The following is a 20406-nucleotide window of genomic DNA, read 5'->3' as shown; positions in this document are numbered from 1 at the left end:
GCCCGGCCCGAGCGGCCGGGCGCTTTCGTTTTGGCCGAATACCATCCGATTCCACAAATCCGAAGGGAACCGCGCACTTTCTTTGCAGGCGGGCGCAGAATAGGGCTTGCATTCTGGGATATGGTATACCAAGCTGCGCGCCGCGCTTGCGACGATAAGCCACAATATTTGCGACATCAGGTCATCTTGGCAGCCTGCGTCGCCACCAGACAGGCGCTTTTGGGAGGTTGTTGATGATTTCCAGCACCGAGGGCGCCGTCACTGCTGCGCCCCTTCGTACCGGTTTCCGTTGGCTCCAGCTCGTCATGGGCATCGTCTGCATGGCGATGATCGCCAACCTGCAATATGGCTGGACGCTGTTCGTCGATCCGATCGACGCGGTCCACCATTGGGGACGGGCGGCGATCCAGCTCGCCTTCACCATCTTCGTCGTCACCGAGACCTGGCTCGTGCCGATCGAGGCGTGGTTCGTCGACAAATACGGCCCGCGCATCGTCATCATGTTCGGCGGCGTGATGATCGCGCTCTCCTGGGTTCTCAATTCCTACGCTGACTCGCTCACCATGCTCTACGCGGCCGCGGTCGTCGGCGGTATGGGCGCGGGCGCGGTGTACGGCACCTGCGTCGGCAACGCACTGAAATGGTTTCCCGACCGCCGCGGCCTTGCCGCCGGCGCGACCGCCGCGGGCTTCGGCGCCGGCGCCGCGCTCACCGTGGTGCCGATCGCGAGCATGATCGTATCCAGCGGCTATCAGAACGCGTTCTTCACCTTCGGCATCGGTCAGGGCCTGATCGTCTTCGTGCTCGCCTTCTTCATCCAGCCGCCGCGGATTTCGATCCCGCCGAAGAAGAAGCAGCTCAACCTGCCGCAGACCAAGATCGACTTCACCCCGCCGCAGGTGCTGCGCGCCCCTATTTTCTGGGTGATGTATCTCGTCTTCGTCATGGTCGCCTCCGGCGGCCTGATGACCGCGGCCCAGATCGCCCCGATCGCGCACGATTTCAAGATCGCCAACACGCCGGTGACGCTCGCCGGCTTCCAGATGGCGGCGCTGACGTTCGCGATCTCGCTCGACCGCATCTTCGACGGCTTCGGACGCCCGTTCTTCGGCTTTGTCTCCGACACGATCGGCCGCGAGCACACCATGTTCATCGCCTTCGGCACCGCGGCGCTGATGCTGCTGACGTTATCGGCCTACGGTCACATCCCGGTGGTGTTCGTGCTGGCGACCGCTGTTTACTTCGGCGTGTTCGGAGAAATCTACTCGCTATTCCCCGCAACCTGCGGCGACACCTTCGGCTCGAAGTTCGCAACCACCAACAATGGCATGCTCTACACCGCCAAGGGTACCGCCTCGCTGCTGGTGCCGCTCGCAAGCGTGATCTCGGCGACCTACGGCTGGAAGGCCGTGTTCGTGGTCGCGGTGGCGCTGAACGCTACGGCCGCTCTGATGGCGCTGTTCGTAATCAAGCCGCTGCGTCGCTCCTTCATCCTCGGCAAGGAGGCCGAGAGTGCGAGCACTGCAACCGGCAACGCCAAGACCGAGACGGCGTAGCGGCCACACCTCTTGTGATCGGTCGGAAAGGGGCGCAGCATTGCGTCCCTTTTCTTTTTGGCCTGCATCGGCCGCGAGAAACGTCAGTATCGCTGCCGCAAGATTTTTCGGATCAGCCAAATCCAGCGCTTGACGATTGGCATAATGTATACCAGAATTTCACCCAGACGTTCACCCAGGGAGGTCGCAATGTTGGTCGGAGATATTCTGCGCAAGAAGACGTCGCGCGTTGTCACGGTGCGAATGAACGAAACGGTGGGTATCGCCGCCAAGCTGATGCGCGCCAACAACATCAGCGCGCTGGTGGTCAAGGACGTCGTCCGCTCCGAGGGCAACACCGCGGTCGGCATGTTCACCGAGCGCGACGTGGTGCGTGCCGTCGCCGAGCACGGCGCCAATGCCATCAACATCAAGGTCTCGCAGCTCGTATCGGTGCAGCAACTCGTCTCCTGCACGTCGACCGACACGATCGAGCACATCCGTCACCTGATGAACCGGCATCACATCCGCCACCTGCCGGTGATCGACGAGTACAGCCTGATCGCGGTCGTCAGCATGCGCGACATCGCGGCCGCCGTCGACGAAGCCACCAGCTCCACGCCGCAAGCGGCTTAAGGCAGCCGCACCATTCCCCTGCGACTTCCGGCCCCGGCTCGGACCTGTCCGAGCCGGACCGGGCCTTGTCGTGCCCAAAAAACCCGTTCCTGCTCCCCCGCGAGGATTTCATGAAGATCTGCATCTACGGCGCCGGCGCGATCGGCGGATATCTCGGTGTTCAGCTCGCGCGCGCAGGCGCCGATGTCAGCCTGGTCGCGCGCGGCGCTCATCTCGCCGCGATGCGCGAGCGCGGCCTGAGGCTGCTCGCCGGCGGAGAGGAGCACGTCGTCCATCCGCGCTGCACCGACAACGCCGCTGAGCTCGGCGTGCAGGACTACGTCATCATCACGCTGAAGGCGCATTCGATCACCGGCGTGATCGAGAAGATGCAGCCGCTGCTTGGATCGCACACCCGCATCATCACCGCGGTCAACGGCATCCCCTATTGGTACTTCTACAAGCACGGCGGGAGTTACGAGAACTCGACGCTGGAGAGCATCGACGCCGGCGGGCGGCAGTGGCGCGAGCTCGGGCCCGAGCGCGCCATCGGCTGCATCGTCTATCCCGCAACCGAGATCGAGGCACCCGGCGTGATCCGCCACGTCTACGGCAACAATTTTCCGCTCGGCGAACCCTCCGGCGAGATCACCTCCGACGTGCAGCGTCTCGCCGACCTCTTCGTCGAGGCCGGCATGAAGGCGCCGGTGCTCGACAACATCCGGGACGAGATCTGGCTGAAGCTTTGGGGCAATGTCTGCTTCAATCCGATCAGCGCCCTCACCCACGCAACCCTCGACGTGATCTGCACCGACCCGGCAACCCGCGCGCTGTCGCGCGCGATCATGCTGGAGGCGCAGACCATCGCCGAGACCTTTGGCGTCAAATTCCGCGTCGACGTCGAGCGCCGCATCGAGGGCGCCCGCAAGGTCGGCGCGCACAAGACCTCGATGCTGCAGGACCTCGAGCGCGGCCGCCCGATGGAGATCGATCCGCTCGTCACCGTGGTCCAGGAGATGGGCCGCCTGACCGGCATCGCCACGCCCGCGCTCGACTCGGTGCTGGCGATGGTCACCCAACGCGCCCGCATCGCCGGCCTCTATGACGGCGTCTCGGTGCCGGCCGATCCGCGCGCACTCGCGGTGGCGTGATGGCTGACGAGATGACCAAATGGCTGCGCTTCCGCCATGGCGGGGCAACCTCCTTCGGTACGCTGACGCCGTCAGGCATCAGCGTCCATGACGGCGAGATGTTCGGCCGCAACGCAGCCAGCGGCAGGACGCTGTCGCTGTCCGAGGTCGAACTGCTCGCGCCTTGCGCGCCCAGCAAGATCGTCGCGCTCTGGAATAACTTTCACGCGCTCGCGGCCAAGCTCAACCAACCCGAGCCGCCGGAGCCGCTCTATCTCTTGAAGGCCACGACCAGCATCGCCGCGCCCGGCGCGGTGATCCGCCGTCCCTCCTATTACGACGGCAAGACGACCTATGAGGGCGAGCTCGGCATCGTCATCGGCAAGACCTGCGCCCGCGTCTCTCCGGCCGAGGCAGATAGCTTCATCTTCGGCTATACCTGCGTCAACGACATCACCGCCAACGACATCCTGACGAGCGCCCCCACCTTCGCCCAATGGGCGCGGGCCAAGGGCATCGACGATTACGGCCCGTTCGGTCCGGTGATCGCGACCGGCCTCGATCCAGCAAAGCTCGTGGTGCGCACCATCCTCAATGGTGCGGAGCGGCAGAATTATCCGATCTCCGACATGATCTTCAGCGCGCAGGAGCTGGTCAGCAAGATCTCGCACGACATGACCCTGCTCCCTGGCGACCTCATCGCCGTCGGCACCTCCGTCGGCGTCGGCGTGATGAAGGAGCAGGTCAATACGGTGACCGTCGCCATCGACGGCATCGGCGAGCTGACGAACGAGTTTCGGCTGTAGCGTATTTCTTGCGCGCCATCCCCTTCCCGTCATTCCGGGGCGCGACGAAGTCGCGAGCCCGGAATCCATAACCACGACCGCGGATTGGGGCAGACATCGCGCGGCGCCGATCTCGCTCCGCAACCTCTGTCTGTGGCTATGGATTCCGGGCTCGGCGCTGCGCGCCGCCCCGGAATGACGACTGAGACTTGATGACGGGCGCCGAACAATTCAGGCAAACCCGGCAATCTCCAAGGGCGGTGCACCGATCGGTCGCTCTCGGCCGACTGTGGATCGCGCCTGCCGGAAACATCCCGCAAGCCGCGCGCCCCTTGATCTCGGTTCCGCTCTCCAATAGCAACTACAGCGTTAGTGGCGCCGCGTGAGGAATTCTCGATGTGGCTGTTTTTCCTGCTTGCCTGGTTCACCCTGTTGGCCGTTATCGCGGTCTTCGCCCAGCAGGCGCTCGGTTACGACGTCGTCCACCTGCCGGCCATGTTCGCGGGCCTTCCCATACCGCAGCGCATCACGACTGGCGCGATCCTCGCCGGGGCGCTGGCGCTGATCGGCACATCGGCTTTCCGGATTTCGCGCCAGGACCGGCGTCTCCAGACGCTGCGCGACCGCCTCAAGAAGACGCGCGAGGACGTCGTCGCCGCCCACGCGCTCCAGAACCACCTCGACGCCACCGTCCAGCACCTGATCGAGAGCGATCCAAGGGAGGCGGTTTCCGCGCTGCACGGCAAGTTGGGAGAGACCGAGCAGCGGGCCCAGCTCCAGCAGGCCCGCAACGAATCCGCCGACATGCACGACCAGCTCGCCGAAATCCGCCGCCGCCAGCAGGGGCTGCGCGAGATGGTCGGCAAGGTCGCCGACCAGCGGCGTGCCGTCGAGCCGGTCTTCACCGAGATCCGCGACCGCCAGAACCAGCTCGAACGAGCCCTGCTCGATCTCGAGACTGACGACCGCAAGAACAACCTCGCCGACCGACTGAAGGACATCGAGCGCGACGTATCAAAGCTTCTGTCGCGGGTGAACGCGGTCCAGGACACGTTTGCGAGCTTAAACCAATTCAAGGAGGGCCTGGCGAAATCCCATGCTGAGCTCGCGCCGCTGCGCGCGCCCGAGGCCGGCATCAACGCGCTGATCAGCGAGCTGAGCCTCAGCTACGACAGCCTCGCCAAGACCATCGACGAGCTCGAGACCGGCGGCGAGGCCCCGCTCAGCGCGCGCGTCGAAACGCTCTCGAAGAACAAGCTCGAGGTCGAGCAGCGCATTGCCCGCATCGACGACAGCTTCAACATCCTCAAGGCGATCCGGCTCGATTTCGAGGAGCTCGGCCAGCGCCGGGCTCAGCTCGAACGCTCGCTGGCGGAGGTCGAAACCGATTCTGACGGCAAGAACCTCGCCGAACGTCAGAACGCGCTGAACGACTTCGTCATCAGGTCGCGTCAGCGCCTCGGCGCGTTGCAGGAGACCTTGGCGACGCTGAACGTCTTCAAGGCCGAGTTGACGAAGTCGCAGGCCGACCTCGTCCCGCTGAACGCTCCCGTCTTCGGTATCGAGGCCATGATCGCCGATGTCGGCGCCACCCACGACCTCCTCGCCAAGACGATCGGCGAGATCGAGGCGAACGGCGGCGTGCCGCTCGCATCGCGCGTGGAGGCGCTCTCTCAGAGCAAGCGCGAGGTCGAGGACCGGCTCGCCCGCATCTTCGACAACTTCAACGCACTCGATGGCCTGCGCAAGGACATCGGCGGCATCTTCGCGACGATCAGGAACAGCCTGAACCGGATCGGATGAGGCGAGGTTCTCGCACGCCTCAAGCTCGAACCGGGATCGATAAGCGGACGACCAACGTACGCACATAGAGCAACCTGGCTGATCTCGTTTCCCCACCCATGCGCTTCATCCTCGGATTCCTTTCCGCCCTCCTCGGGATGCTCGCCGGCTGGTCCGCGCTTGCAGCGCTGGTGGTCATGCTGGCGGGGCCGGACCGCGATGGCGGCATCGCCATGGGCGCCTTCTTCAACATCGGCCCGGTCGGCGGCGTGGTCGGCCTTGTCGCCGGCATCTGGCTGTTCATGCGCTTCGGCCTCATCCGAAACGCTGCGCCCCCCGCTGCGGAGGCCCCCGACGCTGCGCCTCACCCCAAGACGCGCCCGTCCATTCCCTTTGCCGTCACGGTTCTGCTCATCGCAGCAAGTCTCGCCTGGTGGGGCTGGTACGAATTCATCCGCTCGCCCGATCTCACGCACGGCTTCATGACGCTCGAGCTGCAGTTCCGGCTTCCCGCTGGCATGACCTTGCCGGACAACAGGGAGGACGTGCAGATCGAGGTCGAGGAAGCGCGGGGATATGCGACCGCCATGTTGCCCGCGAACTGGCGCGCGCATGATGGCGACCGTGCAGCGATCATCGCCACGGTGTCGTTGATGTACAAGACGCGCCACCGGGTCGTCAGCCTGACGCTCCCGGGCACTCCAACGCAAACCTGGCCGATCGATCTTCCTTCCGATCCGGATCCAACGCCCGGCTTTTCACCCTGGCGCATTGCGAGCGAGCCATCGCCCGCGAAGATCGAGATGCATTTCCGCCTGACTGCCGACCGCTAGCTGCGGCGCGGTGGTGCAATGGCGGCAAATATCACACACTTCCCGCACGCCCGACATATGCCGCCAACTTGTCCCGCAGGCGCCGCACTGTGGACGCATTCCGACGCCCATCTGTGAGGTGGGTCTGGGGGCACGGCACTGCTGTGTTTGGACTAACCTTCAGGGGAATGACTGTGAAGAAGATTGTATTTGTCGTGGGCGCAACGCTTGCCCTGGTGACGGCCGCGAGCGCCGCGGATCTGCCGCGCCGGCAGCCCGTGCCCGTCTATCCGGCAGGACCGGCTCCGATCGGCAAGATGCCGATTGGCAAGAGCCCGATTGGCAAGGCCCCGATCGGCAAGGCGCCCGGCCCGGTCGTCTCGCGCTACTGACGCGCCGCATTCCAACGCTCAATCTGAGTGAACGGCCGACGTCGAAGGGGCTGAACGTGACGAACAGATCTTATCAATCGGGATCCTGCCTGGTCGCGGGGTTCGCCCTTGCGGCCATGATCTCGTGCACGACGCCATCGGCTTCGGCCCACGAAGCGAGCAAGCGCATCGCCGATGCGAATGCGCTTGTCTCGAACGACGGCGGATCACGACCCGCGCCGCAATCGACGAGACGGCCTGTCGCGCGAGCGGAGAAAGGCCCCTACTACGTCGACTTCCGCGCCCGTACTGCGGCGAGCTGGGGCCACGCCTTCGTCTGGTACGGCAAAACCAGCGAGCGCGCCGTCGAGGTCGCGGGCCTCACGCCGGCCGGTGACACGCTCGCCTACGTGATCGGGCATCTGACCTGGGTGCCGTCCGAAACCGGCGCGAGCTACGGCGATCTCGATCCGGAATATCTGACCGCGAACTACCGCGTCTATCTCAACGAGGCCGACGCCAAGCGCGTCTTCGCCTATATCAAACAGTTGCAGGCAAACTCACCGGTCTGGAATGCCGAGACGACCAACTGCACCGGCTTCATCGGCGACATCGCCGAGTTCATGGGACTGAAGGTCCCGTATCGCTGGCAGCGCCCGGAATCCTTCGTCAACCGCCTCAAGGAAATGAACGGCGGCCGGCAGATGGTACGACTTTCGCCTGAGCAGTAGCTTTCGGACGCCTACGCCGCCCGGGGCAACACCCGCACCCACACTCGTCATTGCGTGCGTAGCGAAGCAATCCAGAATCTCTCCGCGGTGGCAGCCTGGATTGCTTCGCTGCGCTCGCAATGACGACGTCGACGCAGCGACTGAGAACGGGGAAACGCTAGCGCACGTCACACGCATCCCATCACCGAACACCGCACAGCCCCAAATTATCCGACCCACGGAATCACCCCTGTCCCCCTGCATGATCGCCCTGCCCGCGCCGCAATAGACTTTTGCCGACCCGGGCGGCATCCTGCCGCGGACATCAGCGATAACAGAGCCTGCGAAACGCACAGGCGGGGGAAACAGACCATGTTGCAGACCCGGTTCACGAAACTCGTCGGCGTCCAGCACCCGATTGTCCAGGGCGGCATGCAATGGGTCGGGCGCGCGGAGCTGGTCGCCGCCGTCGCGAACGCCGGCGCGCTCGGCTTCATCACCGCGCTGACCCAGCCGACGCCGGAGGACCTGACCAAGGAAATCGCGCGCTGCCGCGACCTCACCGACAAGCCGTTTGGCGTCAACCTCACCATCCTGCCCGCGATCAAACCGCCGCCCTACGCCGAATACCGCGCCGCCATCATCGAGAGCGGGATCAAGGTGGTCGAGACCGCCGGGAACAAGCCGCAGGAGCATGTCGACGAATTCAGGAAGCATGGCGTCAAGGTCGTGCACAAATGCACCAGCGTCCGCCATGCCCTCTCGGCCGAGCGCATGGGCGTCGACGCCATCTCGATCGACGGGTTCGAGTGCGCCGGACACCCCGGCGAGGACGACACGCCAGGCCTGATCCTGATCCCGGCCGCCGCCAACAAGATCAAGATCCCGATGATCGCCTCCGGCGGCTTCGCCGACGCCCGCGGCCTCGTCGCGGCGCTGGCGCTCGGCGCCGACGGCATCAACATGGGTACCCGCTTCATGGCGACCCGGGAAAGCCCGATCCACCAGCTCATCAAGGAGAAGATCGTCGCCAATGACGAGCGCGAGACCGAGCTGATCTTCCGGACCATGCGCAACACTTCGCGCGTCGCCAAGAACGCGGTCTCGACCAAGGTGGTCGCCATGGAAAAGGAAGGCGCCAAGTTCGAGGACATCCGCGAGCTCGTCGCAGGTGCCCGCGGCAAGATGGTCTATGCGACCGGCAATTCCGACGAGGGCATCTGGTCGGCCGGCCAGGTGCAGGGGCTGATCCAGGACATCCCGACCTGCGCCGAGCTCGTCTCCCGTATCGTGCGCGAAGCCGAAGCCATCATCAGGAACAGGCTGGAAGGCATGATCGTTAGCAAGCAACGTGAAGCAGCGTAGTAAGCCCTGCAACGATCCCGGAGCTTTCTCCCTCTCCCCGCCGGAGAGGTAAAGCGACATCACTCTTTGCTTGAACAAGTTCGTAACGCGCGCGAGGCCACACATGAAGGCTTACGTCTACGGTCCTGATGGAGCTAGGATTTCCGACGTTGCTCAACCAACACCTAAAGGCACGCAAGTGCTGGTCAAAGTCCGCGCCTGCGCCCTGAACCGCGCCGACACCGGCATGCGCAAGGGCCACGCCCACGGCGCAGCCGGCGGCGTCGGCACCGTGCTCGGGATGGAATGGGCGGGCGAGGTCGCCGCGCTCGGGCCGGATGCAAAGGGCGTCAAGGTCGGCGACCGCATCATGGGCTCGGGCGCCGCAGCGTTCGCCGAATACACGCTGGCGGATCACGGCCGCCTGTTCCGCGCGCCCTCCAACATGAACTTCGAGGAAGCCGCCACCCTCCCCGTCGCGCTGGCGACCATGCACAACGCCGTCGTCACGGTCGGCGGCGTGCAAGCGGGACAAGCCGTGCTGATCCAGGGCGCAAGCTCGGGCGTCGGCCTGATGGCGATGCAGATCGCCAAGCTGAAGGGCGCAAAGCTCGTGATCGGCTCGTCGACAGACGCCCACCGGCGCAGCCGGCTGACCGACTACGGCGCCGACCTCGCGATCGACTCCTCCGACCCCGGCTGGGTCGACCAGGTGCTGAAGGCGACGAACGGCGAAGGCGTCGACCTGATCGTCGACCAGGTCTCCGGCAAGGTCGCGAGCCAGAACCTCGCCGCGACGAGGGTCAAGGGCCGCATCGTCAATGTCGGCCGGCTCGGCGGCACCCATGCCGACTTCAACTTCGACCTGCACGCCGCCCGCCGCATCAACTACATCGGCGTCACCTTCCGCACCCGCACCATCGAGGAGATCCGCGAGATTTTTGAGGAGGTTCGCAAGGACATCTGGAGTGCGGTGGAAGCGCGGAAGCTGCAATTGCCCATCGACAAGGTGTTTTCGTTCGACGACATCGACAAGGCGTTCGAGCACATGGAGGCCAACAAGCATCTCGGGAAGATTGTCGTGACGCTGTGAGGCGTGACCGTCAGTCCGGGACGATCCACAGATCGGCGGTCTTGTAGGGTGGGCAAAGCGAAGCGTGCCCACCATAAGCGGTTGATTGAGAGACGTCTGTTGGTGGGCGCGGCGCTACGGCGCCTTGGCCCACCCTACGAGCTCATTCAATTCGGAACAGTTGGCAGCATATCCGCTCCTGCAACTCACTTGCGACTAGAGTTGTGGACTGCGGCTTGATGTTCGGCTGCGGCCTGCTAAATCCCCCGCCATGACCTCCCAGCACAGCAAGACATCGGTCGCTGCGATCTCGATCTTCGCCAGCGGCGGCATGGCGGCGGCCAAGTTCGTGGTCGGCTTTGCGATCGGCTCGCTCGCGCTGATCTCCGAAGCCCTGCACTCCTCGATCGACCTGGTCGCGACCATCATCACCTGGGCGGTGGTGCGGGTGTCCGACAAGCCGGCGGACGACGAGCATCATTACGGCCACGGCAAGCTCGAGAGCATCTCCGCGCTCGGAGTCACCGCCCTGCTCTACGTGCTGGCCGGCGGCATCCTGGTCGAGGCCTATAGCCGCCTGCGCGAGGGAACCCCGCCGCCGACGATTTCGGCCGTGCCCTTCGTCGTGCTCGTGATCGACATCGTCGTCAATCTCTGGCGTGCCCGGGCACTGCACCGGGCCGCGCGCGAGACGCGGAGCCAGGCGCTCGCCGCCGACGCGCTGCATTTCGCCTCCGACGTCATGGGCTCAATCGCCGTCATCGTCGGCCTGATCCTCGCCGGCCTCGGCTTCTGGTGGGGCGACGCCGCGGCCGCGGCCGCCGTGGCCGTGATGATCGCGGGGCTCGGCCTGCGCATGGCTGGCTCGACGGTGCAGACGCTGGTCGACCGCGCGCCCGAGGGCGCGCAAGAGAAGGCCACGGCCGCGATCCGAAGTGTCCCCGGCGTGATCGACGTCGAGCGGCTGCGAGTGCGCATGGTCGGGGCCACCACGTTCATTGACGCCATCGCCAAGGTGCCGCGGACCTATCCGATCGACCGCGTCGAGGACATCAAGCGCAACGCCCAGGCCGCCGTCGGCAAGGCGTTCGGCGATGCCGACCTCACCTTCACCGCCGTCCCCGTCGCCCGCAACAACGAGACCGTGCGCGACCGCATCATGGTGATCGCGCGCAATTCGGGCCTCGCCGTCCACCACGTCACGGTGCACGACCTCGGCGCCAAGCTGATCGTCGGCATCGACCTCGAGGTCGATGGCGAGATGCAGCTCGTGGCCGCCCATGATGTCGCCAACACGCTGGAGCGCAACATCAAGGAGGAATTCGGCGAGGACGTCGAGGTCGACGTCCATATCGAGCCGCTGGAGCCGGAACTGCCGTTCGGCGTCGACGCACCGCCGGAACGGGTGCAGACCATCGCAGCCGCGCTCGCGGGCTACGCGCGCGACGGCGAGATCCATGACATCCACAATGTCCGCGTCCGCAACACCGATGCCGGCGAGGTCGTCAACTTCCACTGCCGCGCGGTGCCCTCGATGAGCGTGATCAAGGTGCACGAGCAGGTCGACGCGATCGAGCGTGCGCTACGTCGCGCCTTCCCGAGCGTGAAGCGCGTGATCAGTCACGCCGAGCCGCCGCGCGCGTGAAGCAGAGCGTACGAAGAGTCACACGTTCTCGTTTCGGACTCGCCGCGCAGCTCAGTTTGCGTACGCGCGACGCGCCAACTCTCCATTGGATAAGAATTATTTCGCGTTAACGATTCGTTGACTCTCGACAGGCCGCGAAAACTGGATTCAAATCGCTGTGATTCGGAAGCGAGCGGGGGCTTCATTCCGAATTGTGGTGCAGCAATATCTCCTGGGGGCCTAAGGCATGGCGCGTGCTGACGCCGCGAACGCGTGCGCTCAATCCGATTCGATCAAGGGATTGGCGCAATCGATCGCGAAACCTGCCTACCACCGGCTGCTGATCGCCGAGCCGGCGCTGCGCCGCGCCGTGCCTACTCTCATCATCGCCTTCCTCATCACTATCTGCCTCGGCGCGTTCGTGCAGGTCGTCGACCAGACTCGCCAGAAGCGGCTGGTGATGCGCCGCGACATCTCCGCGCTCGCTGACCTGCTCGCCGAGCGCATCGACCGCCTCACCTCCGTCCGCATGGAGCGGCTGAAGAACATCGAGAACCTGCCGACGACGCTGCCCGATCTGATCCCGTCGTGGGGCACGGCCTCGGGCCGCCACGTCATCGTTACCTCGGCCGGCGTCGACCGCCGCATCCTCGCCCGCATTCCGGTCGACACCGATCCGGCCGGCAACGACCGCCTGCTCGATGCGATCACCACGGCGCAGCTGGTGGCGACGCCACCGCGCGACACCAACGTCTCCGACATGACGCTGCCGAACGGCAACGCGGCGATGGTGACCTCGCGCCCGATCCGGTCGCTGCCGGGCCTCGTCACCGTGATCCAGGAGCGCAACGAGCCGATCTGGGGCTCGGACGCGGCGCTCTCGGTGACACTGTCGGCGACCACCGGCTTCGTCGTCCTGATCCTCGGCTTCGCCTTCCACTGGCAATCGACCCGCGCCCGCGAAGGCGACCTGATCAACGACGCGGTTCGCGGCCGGATCGACACCGCGCTCAACCGCGGCCGCTGCGGCCTGTGGGACTGGGACCTGTCGCGCGGCCGAATCTTCTGGTCGCAGTCGATGTTTTCGATGCTCGGCCTCGACGGCCGCAACGAGCTCCTCACCTTCGGCGAGGTCAACGCGCTGGTGAAGTCCGACGACATCGACCTGTTCGCGATCGCCGACCAGCTCATCTCGGAAAAGATCGACCACATCGACCAGACCTTCCGCATGCAGCATGTCGATGGCCACTGGATCTGGCTGCGCGTCCGCTGCGAAAAGGTGCGCGGGGCGACCGACTCCAGCGTGCATCTGATCGGCATCGCCGTCGACATCACCGAGCAGAAGAGCCTCGCCGAGAAGACCGTCGAAGCCGACCTGCGCCTGCGCGACGCGATCGAGACCATCCCGGAAGCCTTCGTGCTGTGGGACGCGAGCGACCGCCTCGTGCTCTGCAACTCGCACTTCCAGCGCCTGCACAAGCTGCCCGACAGCGCCGTCATCCCCGGCACGTCCTACGAGACCGTGCTCGAGGTCGGCCGCATGCCGGAAGTGCGCACCCGCCACAACGAGACCGCAAGCCAGGGCCCGGGCGCACGCACTTTCGAGGCGCAGCTCGACGACGGCAGCTGGCTGCACATCAGCGAGCGCCGCACCAAGGACGGCGGCTACGTCTCGGTCGGCACCGACATCACCCGCATCAAGGAGCACGAGCAAAAGCTCGTCGACAACGACCTGCGCCTGCGCGCCACCGTCATCGACCTCAAGCGCTCCCAGGCGGCGCTGGAGCGCCAGGCGGTCGAGCTCGCCGACCTCGCCGAGAAATATCAGCGCGAGAAGACCCGCGCCGAGGAAGCCAACCAGACCAAGTCGAAATTCCTCGCCAATATGAGCCACGAGCTGCGCACGCCCCTCAACGCGATCATCGGATTCTCCGAGATCATGGGCAGCGGCATGTTCGGCGAGCTGGGCTCGGAGAAGTATCAGGAATACTGCCAGGACATCCTGACCAGCGGCCATTATCTGCTCGAGGTCATCAACGACATCCTCGACATGTCCAAGATCGAGGCCGGCCGCATGAAGCTCGACATGGAGGAGCTCGACCTGTCGCGGGCACTCGCGGAATCGCTGCGAGTGGTCTCGGGCCGCGCGCAGGACAAGCAGCTGACGCTCGATGCCGACATCGCGAAGTCGATCTCGGTCGTCGCCGACCGCCGCGCCACCAAGCAGATCATCGTCAATTTATTGTCCAACGCCGTGAAGTTCACGCCTGATGGCGGGCGCATCGTGGTACGCAGCCGCCAGCTCGAGGACAGGATCGTGCTCATGATCGCCGATACCGGCATCGGGATCGCGCCGCACTCGCTGGCCCGGCTTGGACGCCCGTTCGAGCAGGTGGAGAGCCAGCTCACCAAGACCTATCACGGCTCGGGACTCGGGCTTGCGATCGCCCGCTCGCTCGCGCAGCTCCACGGCGGCTCGATGCGTCTGCGCTCGAAGATCGATGTCGGCACCGTCGTGCGCGTCACCCTGCCGCGCGATGCCAAGATCGCCGCCCGGATTTCGGCGGCGGCGTGAAACCGCTCTAAACCTGCAGTCCCGGCGCCACCTCGCGCGCGACATTGACCAGCGCTGCGATCAGCGGCGTCATCGGGTCGCGCTGCGGGATCACCATGCCGATGCTGTAATTGACATCGGGGTCGACGATCGGGATCGAGCGGACGGTGTCGGACAGGCCGAGCGTCTCGGCAAGCTTGGCCGGCATCACGCTCGCCCAGCGCCCGGTCTTGACGTGGGTGAACAGCACGAGCAGCGAGTTCGAGGTCAGCGTCGGCGTCGCCTCCGCGCCGACCGAGCGCAGCGCGCGGTCGATGATGCGGCGGTTCTGCATGTCGGGCGTCAAGAGGCAGAGCGGCACCTGTCCGACCTCTGTCCATGTCACGGTCTCGCGGTCGCCGAACATCGCATCCGGCGCGGTCAGGAGGCGATAGCTCTCGTTGTAGAGCGGAATGGTGCGCACCTTGCCGATCGGCTCGTTCTCGATGTAGGTCAGCCCCGCATCGACCTCGAGATTTTCCAGCAGCCCCAGCACTTCGGACGACGTGGTGGACTGGATGCGGAAGCGCACGTCGGGATGCCGCGCGCGGAACGGCGTCGTCAGCGAGGCGACCATGCCGAGCACGGTCGGGATCGCTGCGATCCGTATCTCGCCCGAGAGCTTGTCCTTCAGCGAGTTGATCTCCTGGCGCATCGCGCGCGCATCGCCCACGATCCGCCGCGCCCAGTCCAGTGCGCGCTCGCCTTCAGGCGTGAAGCCCTGAAAGCGGGAGCCGCGCTGGACCAGCATCACGCCCAGAATCTCCTCGAGCTGCTTCAGCCCGGTCGACATGGTCGGCTGGGTGACGCCGCAAGCCTCCGCGGCCCGTCCGAAATGCCGCTCCTTGGCCAGTGCCAGCAGCAGTTCAAGCTTGTCGATCAAGCGTCCGTCCCCTTGTCCGTCCCTTTGGGTTTGCGCGTGGCATGCAAGCTAGCACGCCCGGCCTGCACCAACACGCAAAAACCGGCAGCCAATACAAGTTTCATTACCATTCCGTATCGACCGATTACGCTCGTCAATCGATCCGAATTCCCGATCGCAGCATGAGACGGCTTTATTGATTTTCAAATGATTCCAAATACTCATGGGCTGTCGGACACCGAATTGAGAATGAAGAATGACAGCGGTTTACGAACCTTGGGATGAAACGCGCGGCGCCGAGATCATCGCCGAACACGCTCAGCAGGAGGGCGCGACGCTGGTCATCCTCCATGCCCTCCAGGAGGCGTTCGGCTACGTGCCGGAGGCCGCCATTCCGATGGTGGCGCAGGCGCTCAACCTGTCGCGCGCCGAGGTGCATGGCGTCTTCACGTTCTATCATGATTTCCGCCACAAGCCGGCCGGCCGTCACGTGCTGAAGCTCTGCCGCGCGGAAGCGTGCCAGGCCGCGGGCGGCGATGCGCTGGCTGCACGCGCCGAGACGAAGCTTGGCGTATCGCTCGGCAACACCACGGCCGACGACCGCGTCACGCTTGAACCGATCTACTGCCTCGGGCTGTGCGCGACCGCGCCATCCGCGATGCTCGACGGCCGCCTCATCGGCCGGCTCGATGAAAAGCGTCTCGACGCGCTGGTTGCGGAGGCGCAGCGATGAAGATGCGGATTTTCGTCTCGCGCGATGCAGGTGCGGTTGCCGTCGGCGCCGACGAGGTCGCGCTAGCGCTGGAGCAGGCCGCGGCGAAGCGCGGCCTTGCTGTCGAGATCGTCCGGACCGGCTCGCGCGGGCTGTACTGGCTGGAGCCGCTGGTCGAGGTCGCGACGCCGCAGGGTCGCATCGCCTTCGGGCCGGTCACCGATGCCGATGTGCCCTCCCTGCTCGACGCACTCGCCAGCAACACGCCGCATCTGCTGCGGCTCGGCGCGACCGACGAGATCCCGTGGCTGAAGCGCCAGACCCGCCTCACCTTCGCCCGCTGCGGCGTGATCGACCCGCACTCGCTCGACGACTATCGCGCCCATGGCGGCTACAAGGGCCTGGAGCGCGCGCTGTCGCTCGGCGCGGATGCGATCCTCACCGAAGTCACCGCGTCCGGCCTGCGCGGCCGTGGCGGCGCGGGCTTCCCGACCGGCATCAAATGGAAGACGGTCGCGCAAGCGAAGGCCGATCGCAAATTCATCGTCTGCAATGCCGACGAAGGCGACAGCGGCACCTTCGCCGACCGCATGATCATGGAAGGCGATCCCTTCCTGGTCATCGAAGGCATGACGATCGCCGGCATCACCGTCGGCGCGACCAAGGGCTACATCTACATCCGCAGCGAATATCCGCATGCGGTCGAGGCCATGAACGCGGCCATCATTGCGGCCAGGCGCGGCGGCTATCTCGGCGCCAATATCGGCGGCTCGACGCAGAGCTTCGATCTCGAGGTGCGGGTCGGCGCCGGCGCCTATGTCTGCGGCGAAGAGACCTCGCTGCTGGAGAGCCTCGAAGGCCGCCGCGGCATCGTGCGCGCAAAGCCGCCGCTGCCGGCGCATCACGGCCTGTTCGGCAAGCCGACGGTGATCAACAACGTGCTGTCGTTCGCCGCTGTCCCCTTCATTCTCGCCGAAGGCGCCAAGGTCTATGCGGATTTCGGCATGGGCCGCTCGCGCGGCACGATGCCGATCCAGCTTGCCGGCAACATCCGCTATGGCGGGCTGTTCGAGACCGCGTTCGGCGTGACGCTCGGCGAGCTCGTCGACGACATCGGCGGCGGCACGTACTCGGGCCGTCCCGTTCGCGCGGTGCAGGTCGGCGGCCCGCTCGGCGCCTATTTCCCGCGCGCGCTGTTCGACACTCCGTTCGACTACGAAGCCTTCGCGGCGCGCGCCGGGCTGATCGGCCATGGCGGCATCGTCGTGTTCGATGACAGCGTCGACATGCGCAAGCAGGCGCGTTTCGCGATGGAATTCTGCGCCGTCGAGTCCTGCGGCAAGTGCACGCCGTGCCGGATCGGCTCGACCCGCGGAATCGAGACCATCGAGAAGATCATGCGCGGCGAGCGCGTCACGGAAAACCTCGCGCTCGTCGAAGACCTCTGCAACACCATGAAATTCGGCTCGCTCTGCGCACTCGGCGGCTTCACGCCCTACCCCGTGCTCAGCGCATTGAAGCATTTCCGGGAGGACTTCGTCCCGGCGCCGACCACGCTTCAGGCCGCGGAATAGGAGAACGACAATGTCTCTGATCGAAGAAATCGACTTCGGCACGCCGCGCTCGAAATCGGAAACCATGGTCACGCTGACCATCGACGGCAATCAGGTCACGGTGCCCGAGGGCACCTCGATCATGCGCGCCGCGATGGACGCCGGCCATCAGATCCCCAAACTCTGCGCGACCGACATGGTCGACGCCTTCGGCTCCTGCCGCCTGTGCCTGGTCGAGATCGAGGGACGCGCCGGCACGCCGGCCTCCTGCACCACGCCGGTGATGCCAGGCCTCGTCGTGCATACCCAGACCGAGCGGCTGAAGAAGCTGCGCAAGGGCGTGATGGAGCTCTACATCTCCGACCATCCGCTCGACTGCCTCACCTGCGGCGCGAATGGCGACTGCGAATTGCAGGACATGGCCGGCGCCGTCGGCTTGCGCGACGTGCGTTATGGCTACGAGGGCGAGAACCACGTCTTCGCCAAGTCCAACGGCGACGCGAACCCCGCTTGGATGCCGAAGGACGAGTCCAACCCGTACTTCACCTACGATCCCTCAAAATGCATCGTCTGCTCGCGCTGCGTGCGCGCCTGCGAGGAAGTGCAAGGCACCTTTGCGCTGACCATCTCGGGCCGCGGCTTCGACAGCCGCGTCTCGCCCGGCATGAGCGAGAGTTTTCTGGGCTCCGAATGCGTGTCCTGCGGTGCCTGCGTGCAGGCCTGCCCGACCGCGACGCTGACGGAGAAGTCCGTGATCGAGATCGGCCAGCCCGAGCATTCGGTCGTCACCACCTGCGCCTATTGCGGCGTCGGCTGCGCCTTCAAGGCGGAGATGCGTGGCGAAGAGGTCGTGCGCATGGTGCCGTACAAGGACGGCAAGGCCAATCGCGGCCATTCCTGCGTCAAGGGCCGCTTCGCCTGGGGCTACACCAACCACAAGGAACGCATCCTCAAGCCGATGATCCGCGAGCGGATCGAGGATCCCTGGCGCGAGGTGTCGTGGGACGAAGCGTTCTCGTTTGCCGCCACCAGGATGCGCGGCATCCAGAAGAAGTACGGCCGCGACGCCATCGGCGGCATCACCTCGTCACGCTGCACCAATGAAGAAACCTATCTGGTGCAGAAGCTGATCCGCGCCGGCTTCGGCAACAACAACGTCGACACCTGCGCCCGCGTCTGCCACTCGCCGACCGGCTATGGCCTCGCCACCACCTTCGGCACCTCCGCCGGCACGCAGGATTTCGACTCGGTCGAGGACACCGACGTGGTCGTCGTCATCGGCGCCAACCCGGCCTCCGCCCACCCCGTCTTCGCCTCGCGGCTGAAGAAGCGGCTGCGCCAGGGCGCGAAGCTGATCGTGATCGATCCGCGCCGCACCGAGATGGTGGAATCGCCGCACGTAAAGGCGCTGCACCTGCCGCTGATGCCCGGCACCAACGTCGCGGTGATGACGGCGCTGGCGCATGTCATCGTCACCGAGGGCCTCGTCAACGAGGCCTTCGTCCGCGAGCGCTGCGACTGGAGCGAGTTCGAGGAATGGGCCGCGTTCGTCGCCCAGCCGAACAACAGCCCGGAAGCGACTGCGATCCTGACCGGCGTCGATCCCAAGGCGCTGCGCGAAGCGGCGCGGATCTACGCCACCGGCGGCAACGGCGCGATCTATTACGGCCTCGGCGTCACCGAGCACAGCCAGGGTTCGACCACCGTGATCGCGATCGCCAACCTCGCGATGGCGACGGGCAATATCGGCCGTCCCGGCGTCGGCGTGAACCCGCTGCGCGGCCAGAACAACGTGCAGGGCTCCTGCGACATGGGCTCGTTCCCGCACGAGCTGCCCGGCTATCGCCACATCGCGGGCGACGCCGTGCGCGAACAGTTCGAGGCGCTGTGGAACGTCAAGCTCAACCCGGAGCCGGGCCTGCGCATCCCCAACATGTTCGACGCCGCGGTCGAAGGCACGTTCATGGGCCTTTACGTGCAGGGCGAGGACATCCTGCAGTCCGATCCGAACACCTCGCACGTGGTGGCGGCGCTGTCCGCGATGGAATGCGTCATCGTCCACGACCTCTTCCTGAACGAGACCGCGAACTACGCCCATGTGTTCCTGCCCGGCTCGAGCTTCCTCGAGAAGGACGGCACCTTCACCAATGCCGAGCGCCGCATCCAGCGCGTGCGCAAGGTGGTGACGCCGAAGAACGGCATGGCCGATTGGGAGGTCACCATCGGCCTTGCCAAGGCCATGGGCTTCGAGATGAACTACAATCACCCCTCCGAGATCATGGACGAGATTGCGGCGCTGACGCCCACCTTCGCGGGCGTCTCCTACGCCAAGCTCGAAGAGCTCGGCTCGGTGCAGTGGCCCTGTAACGAGAAGGCGCCGGAAGGCACGCCGGTGATGCATATCGACGGCTTCGTTCGCGGCAAGGGCAAGTTCGTCGTCACCGAATATGTCGCGACCGACGAGCGCACCGGCCCGCGCTATCCGCTGCTGCTGACCACGGGCCGCATCCTCAGCCAGTACAATGTCGGCGCGCAGACACGGCGCACCGAGAACGTGGTCTGGCATGCCGAGGATCTGCTCGAAATCCATCCGCACGACGCCGAGCAGCGCGGCGTGCGCGACGGCGACTGGGTGCGGCTGAAGAGCCGGGCTGGCGAGACCACGCTGCGCGCGGAGATCACCGACCGCGTCGCGCCCGGCGTCGTCTACACCACCTTCCATCACCCTGACACGCAGGCCAACGTGATCACGACCGACTATTCGGACTGGGCAACCAACTGCCCCGAATACAAGGTCACGGCGGTGCAGGTCTCGCCGTCGAACGGGCCGTCCGACTGGCAGAAGGCCTATGATGCTCAGGCGCGGCACTCCCGCCGCATCGCGCCGGCCGAGGCTGCGGAGTAGC

Annotated in this window: 16 protein-coding genes; 15 read left to right on the top strand and 1 reads right to left on the bottom strand. The window is 65.5% G+C overall.

Translation table 11 applies throughout. From position 1 onward, the window contains the following. Nucleotides 1-233: 233 nt before the first annotated feature. From oxlT to K289_RS0105140, 12 genes are all read left to right on the top strand, one after another. Complete coding sequence (oxlT, locus tag K289_RS0105195; RefSeq protein ID WP_027550525.1) at nucleotides 234-1556, top strand: oxalate/formate MFS antiporter; 1323 nt, start codon at nucleotides 234-236, stop codon at nucleotides 1554-1556. Between the two features lie 189 nt (nucleotides 1557-1745). Next, entirely contained in the window at nucleotides 1746-2171 is a 426-nt protein-coding gene (locus K289_RS0105190; RefSeq protein ID WP_027550524.1) for a CBS domain-containing protein, read from the top strand. A 110-nt stretch (nucleotides 2172-2281) separates the two neighbouring features. Beyond that, the gene (locus K289_RS0105185; RefSeq protein WP_027550523.1) at nucleotides 2282-3301 is read left to right on the top strand and encodes a 2-dehydropantoate 2-reductase; all 1020 of its coding nucleotides are present in this window, start codon (nucleotides 2282-2284) and stop codon (nucleotides 3299-3301) included. After that, nucleotides 3301-4086, top strand: a complete 786-nt coding sequence (locus K289_RS0105180) for a fumarylacetoacetate hydrolase family protein (protein ID WP_035683843.1) — start codon at nucleotides 3301-3303, stop codon at nucleotides 4084-4086. The genes K289_RS0105185 and K289_RS0105180 overlap by 1 nt, the downstream gene beginning before the upstream one ends. Nucleotides 4087-4461: 375 nt before the next feature. Then, a complete protein-coding gene (locus tag K289_RS0105175) occupies nucleotides 4462-5868 on the top strand; it encodes a hypothetical protein (protein ID WP_027550521.1) in 1407 nt (468 codons plus the stop codon). Between the two features lie 98 nt (nucleotides 5869-5966). Further along, nucleotides 5967-6680 carry a hypothetical protein gene (locus tag K289_RS0105170; RefSeq protein ID WP_051310490.1) on the top strand — a complete coding sequence of 238 codons (714 nt, stop codon included), beginning with the start codon at nucleotides 5967-5969 and terminating at the stop codon, nucleotides 6678-6680. Nucleotides 6681-6847: 167 nt separating this feature from the next. Continuing rightward, the gene (locus K289_RS0105165) at nucleotides 6848-7051 is read left to right on the top strand and encodes a hypothetical protein (protein WP_035683840.1); all 204 of its coding nucleotides are present in this window, start codon (nucleotides 6848-6850) and stop codon (nucleotides 7049-7051) included. 116 nt (nucleotides 7052-7167) lie between these two features. Next, nucleotides 7168-7761 carry a hypothetical protein gene (locus K289_RS0105160; RefSeq protein WP_371260786.1) on the top strand — a complete coding sequence of 198 codons (594 nt, stop codon included), beginning with the start codon at nucleotides 7168-7170 and terminating at the stop codon, nucleotides 7759-7761. Nucleotides 7762-8112: 351 nt separating this feature from the next. Beyond that, nucleotides 8113-9105, top strand: a complete 993-nt coding sequence (locus tag K289_RS0105155) for a nitronate monooxygenase family protein (RefSeq protein ID WP_027550517.1) — start codon at nucleotides 8113-8115, stop codon at nucleotides 9103-9105. Between the two features lie 103 nt (nucleotides 9106-9208). Then, complete coding sequence (locus K289_RS0105150; RefSeq protein WP_027550516.1) at nucleotides 9209-10177, top strand: zinc-binding dehydrogenase; 969 nt, start codon at nucleotides 9209-9211, stop codon at nucleotides 10175-10177. A 250-nt stretch (nucleotides 10178-10427) separates the two neighbouring features. Next, nucleotides 10428-11801, top strand: coding sequence for a cation-efflux pump (locus tag K289_RS0105145; protein ID WP_027550515.1), 1374 nt, complete (start codon nucleotides 10428-10430; stop codon nucleotides 11799-11801). A gap of 226 nt (nucleotides 11802-12027) precedes the next feature. Then, complete coding sequence (locus tag K289_RS0105140) at nucleotides 12028-14355, top strand: PAS domain-containing sensor histidine kinase (protein WP_027550514.1); 2328 nt, start codon at nucleotides 12028-12030, stop codon at nucleotides 14353-14355. 7 nt (nucleotides 14356-14362) lie between these two features. On the opposite strand, the gene K289_RS0105135 is transcribed toward K289_RS0105140, so the two are convergent. After that, entirely contained in the window at nucleotides 14363-15256 is an 894-nt protein-coding gene (locus K289_RS0105135; protein ID WP_027550513.1) for a LysR family transcriptional regulator, read from the bottom strand. A 235-nt stretch (nucleotides 15257-15491) separates the two neighbouring features. On the opposite strand from K289_RS0105135, the gene K289_RS0105130 reads away from it, so the two are divergent. The 3 genes from K289_RS0105130 to fdhF are packed head-to-tail and all read left to right on the top strand — an operon-like array spanning nucleotide 15492 to nucleotide 20405. Then, nucleotides 15492-15968: a formate dehydrogenase subunit gamma gene (locus K289_RS0105130; protein WP_027550512.1), complete on the top strand. Its 477-nt coding sequence runs from the start codon at nucleotides 15492-15494 to the stop codon at nucleotides 15966-15968. Beyond that, a complete protein-coding gene (locus K289_RS0105125) occupies nucleotides 15965-17521 on the top strand; it encodes an NADH-quinone oxidoreductase subunit NuoF (RefSeq protein ID WP_027550511.1) in 1557 nt (518 codons plus the stop codon). The genes K289_RS0105130 and K289_RS0105125 overlap by 4 nt, the downstream gene beginning before the upstream one ends. Before the next feature lie 10 nt (nucleotides 17522-17531). Next, entirely contained in the window at nucleotides 17532-20405 is a 2874-nt protein-coding gene (gene fdhF, locus K289_RS0105120) for a formate dehydrogenase subunit alpha (protein WP_027550510.1), read from the top strand. Nucleotide 20406 lies beyond the last annotated feature (1 nt).

It is taken from the genome of Bradyrhizobium sp. Cp5.3 (assembly GCF_000426265.1).
GTDB classification, from domain to species: Bacteria; Pseudomonadota; Alphaproteobacteria; order Rhizobiales; family Xanthobacteraceae; genus Bradyrhizobium; species Bradyrhizobium neotropicale.
This window is presented reverse-complemented; position numbering and strand designations above follow the sequence as displayed.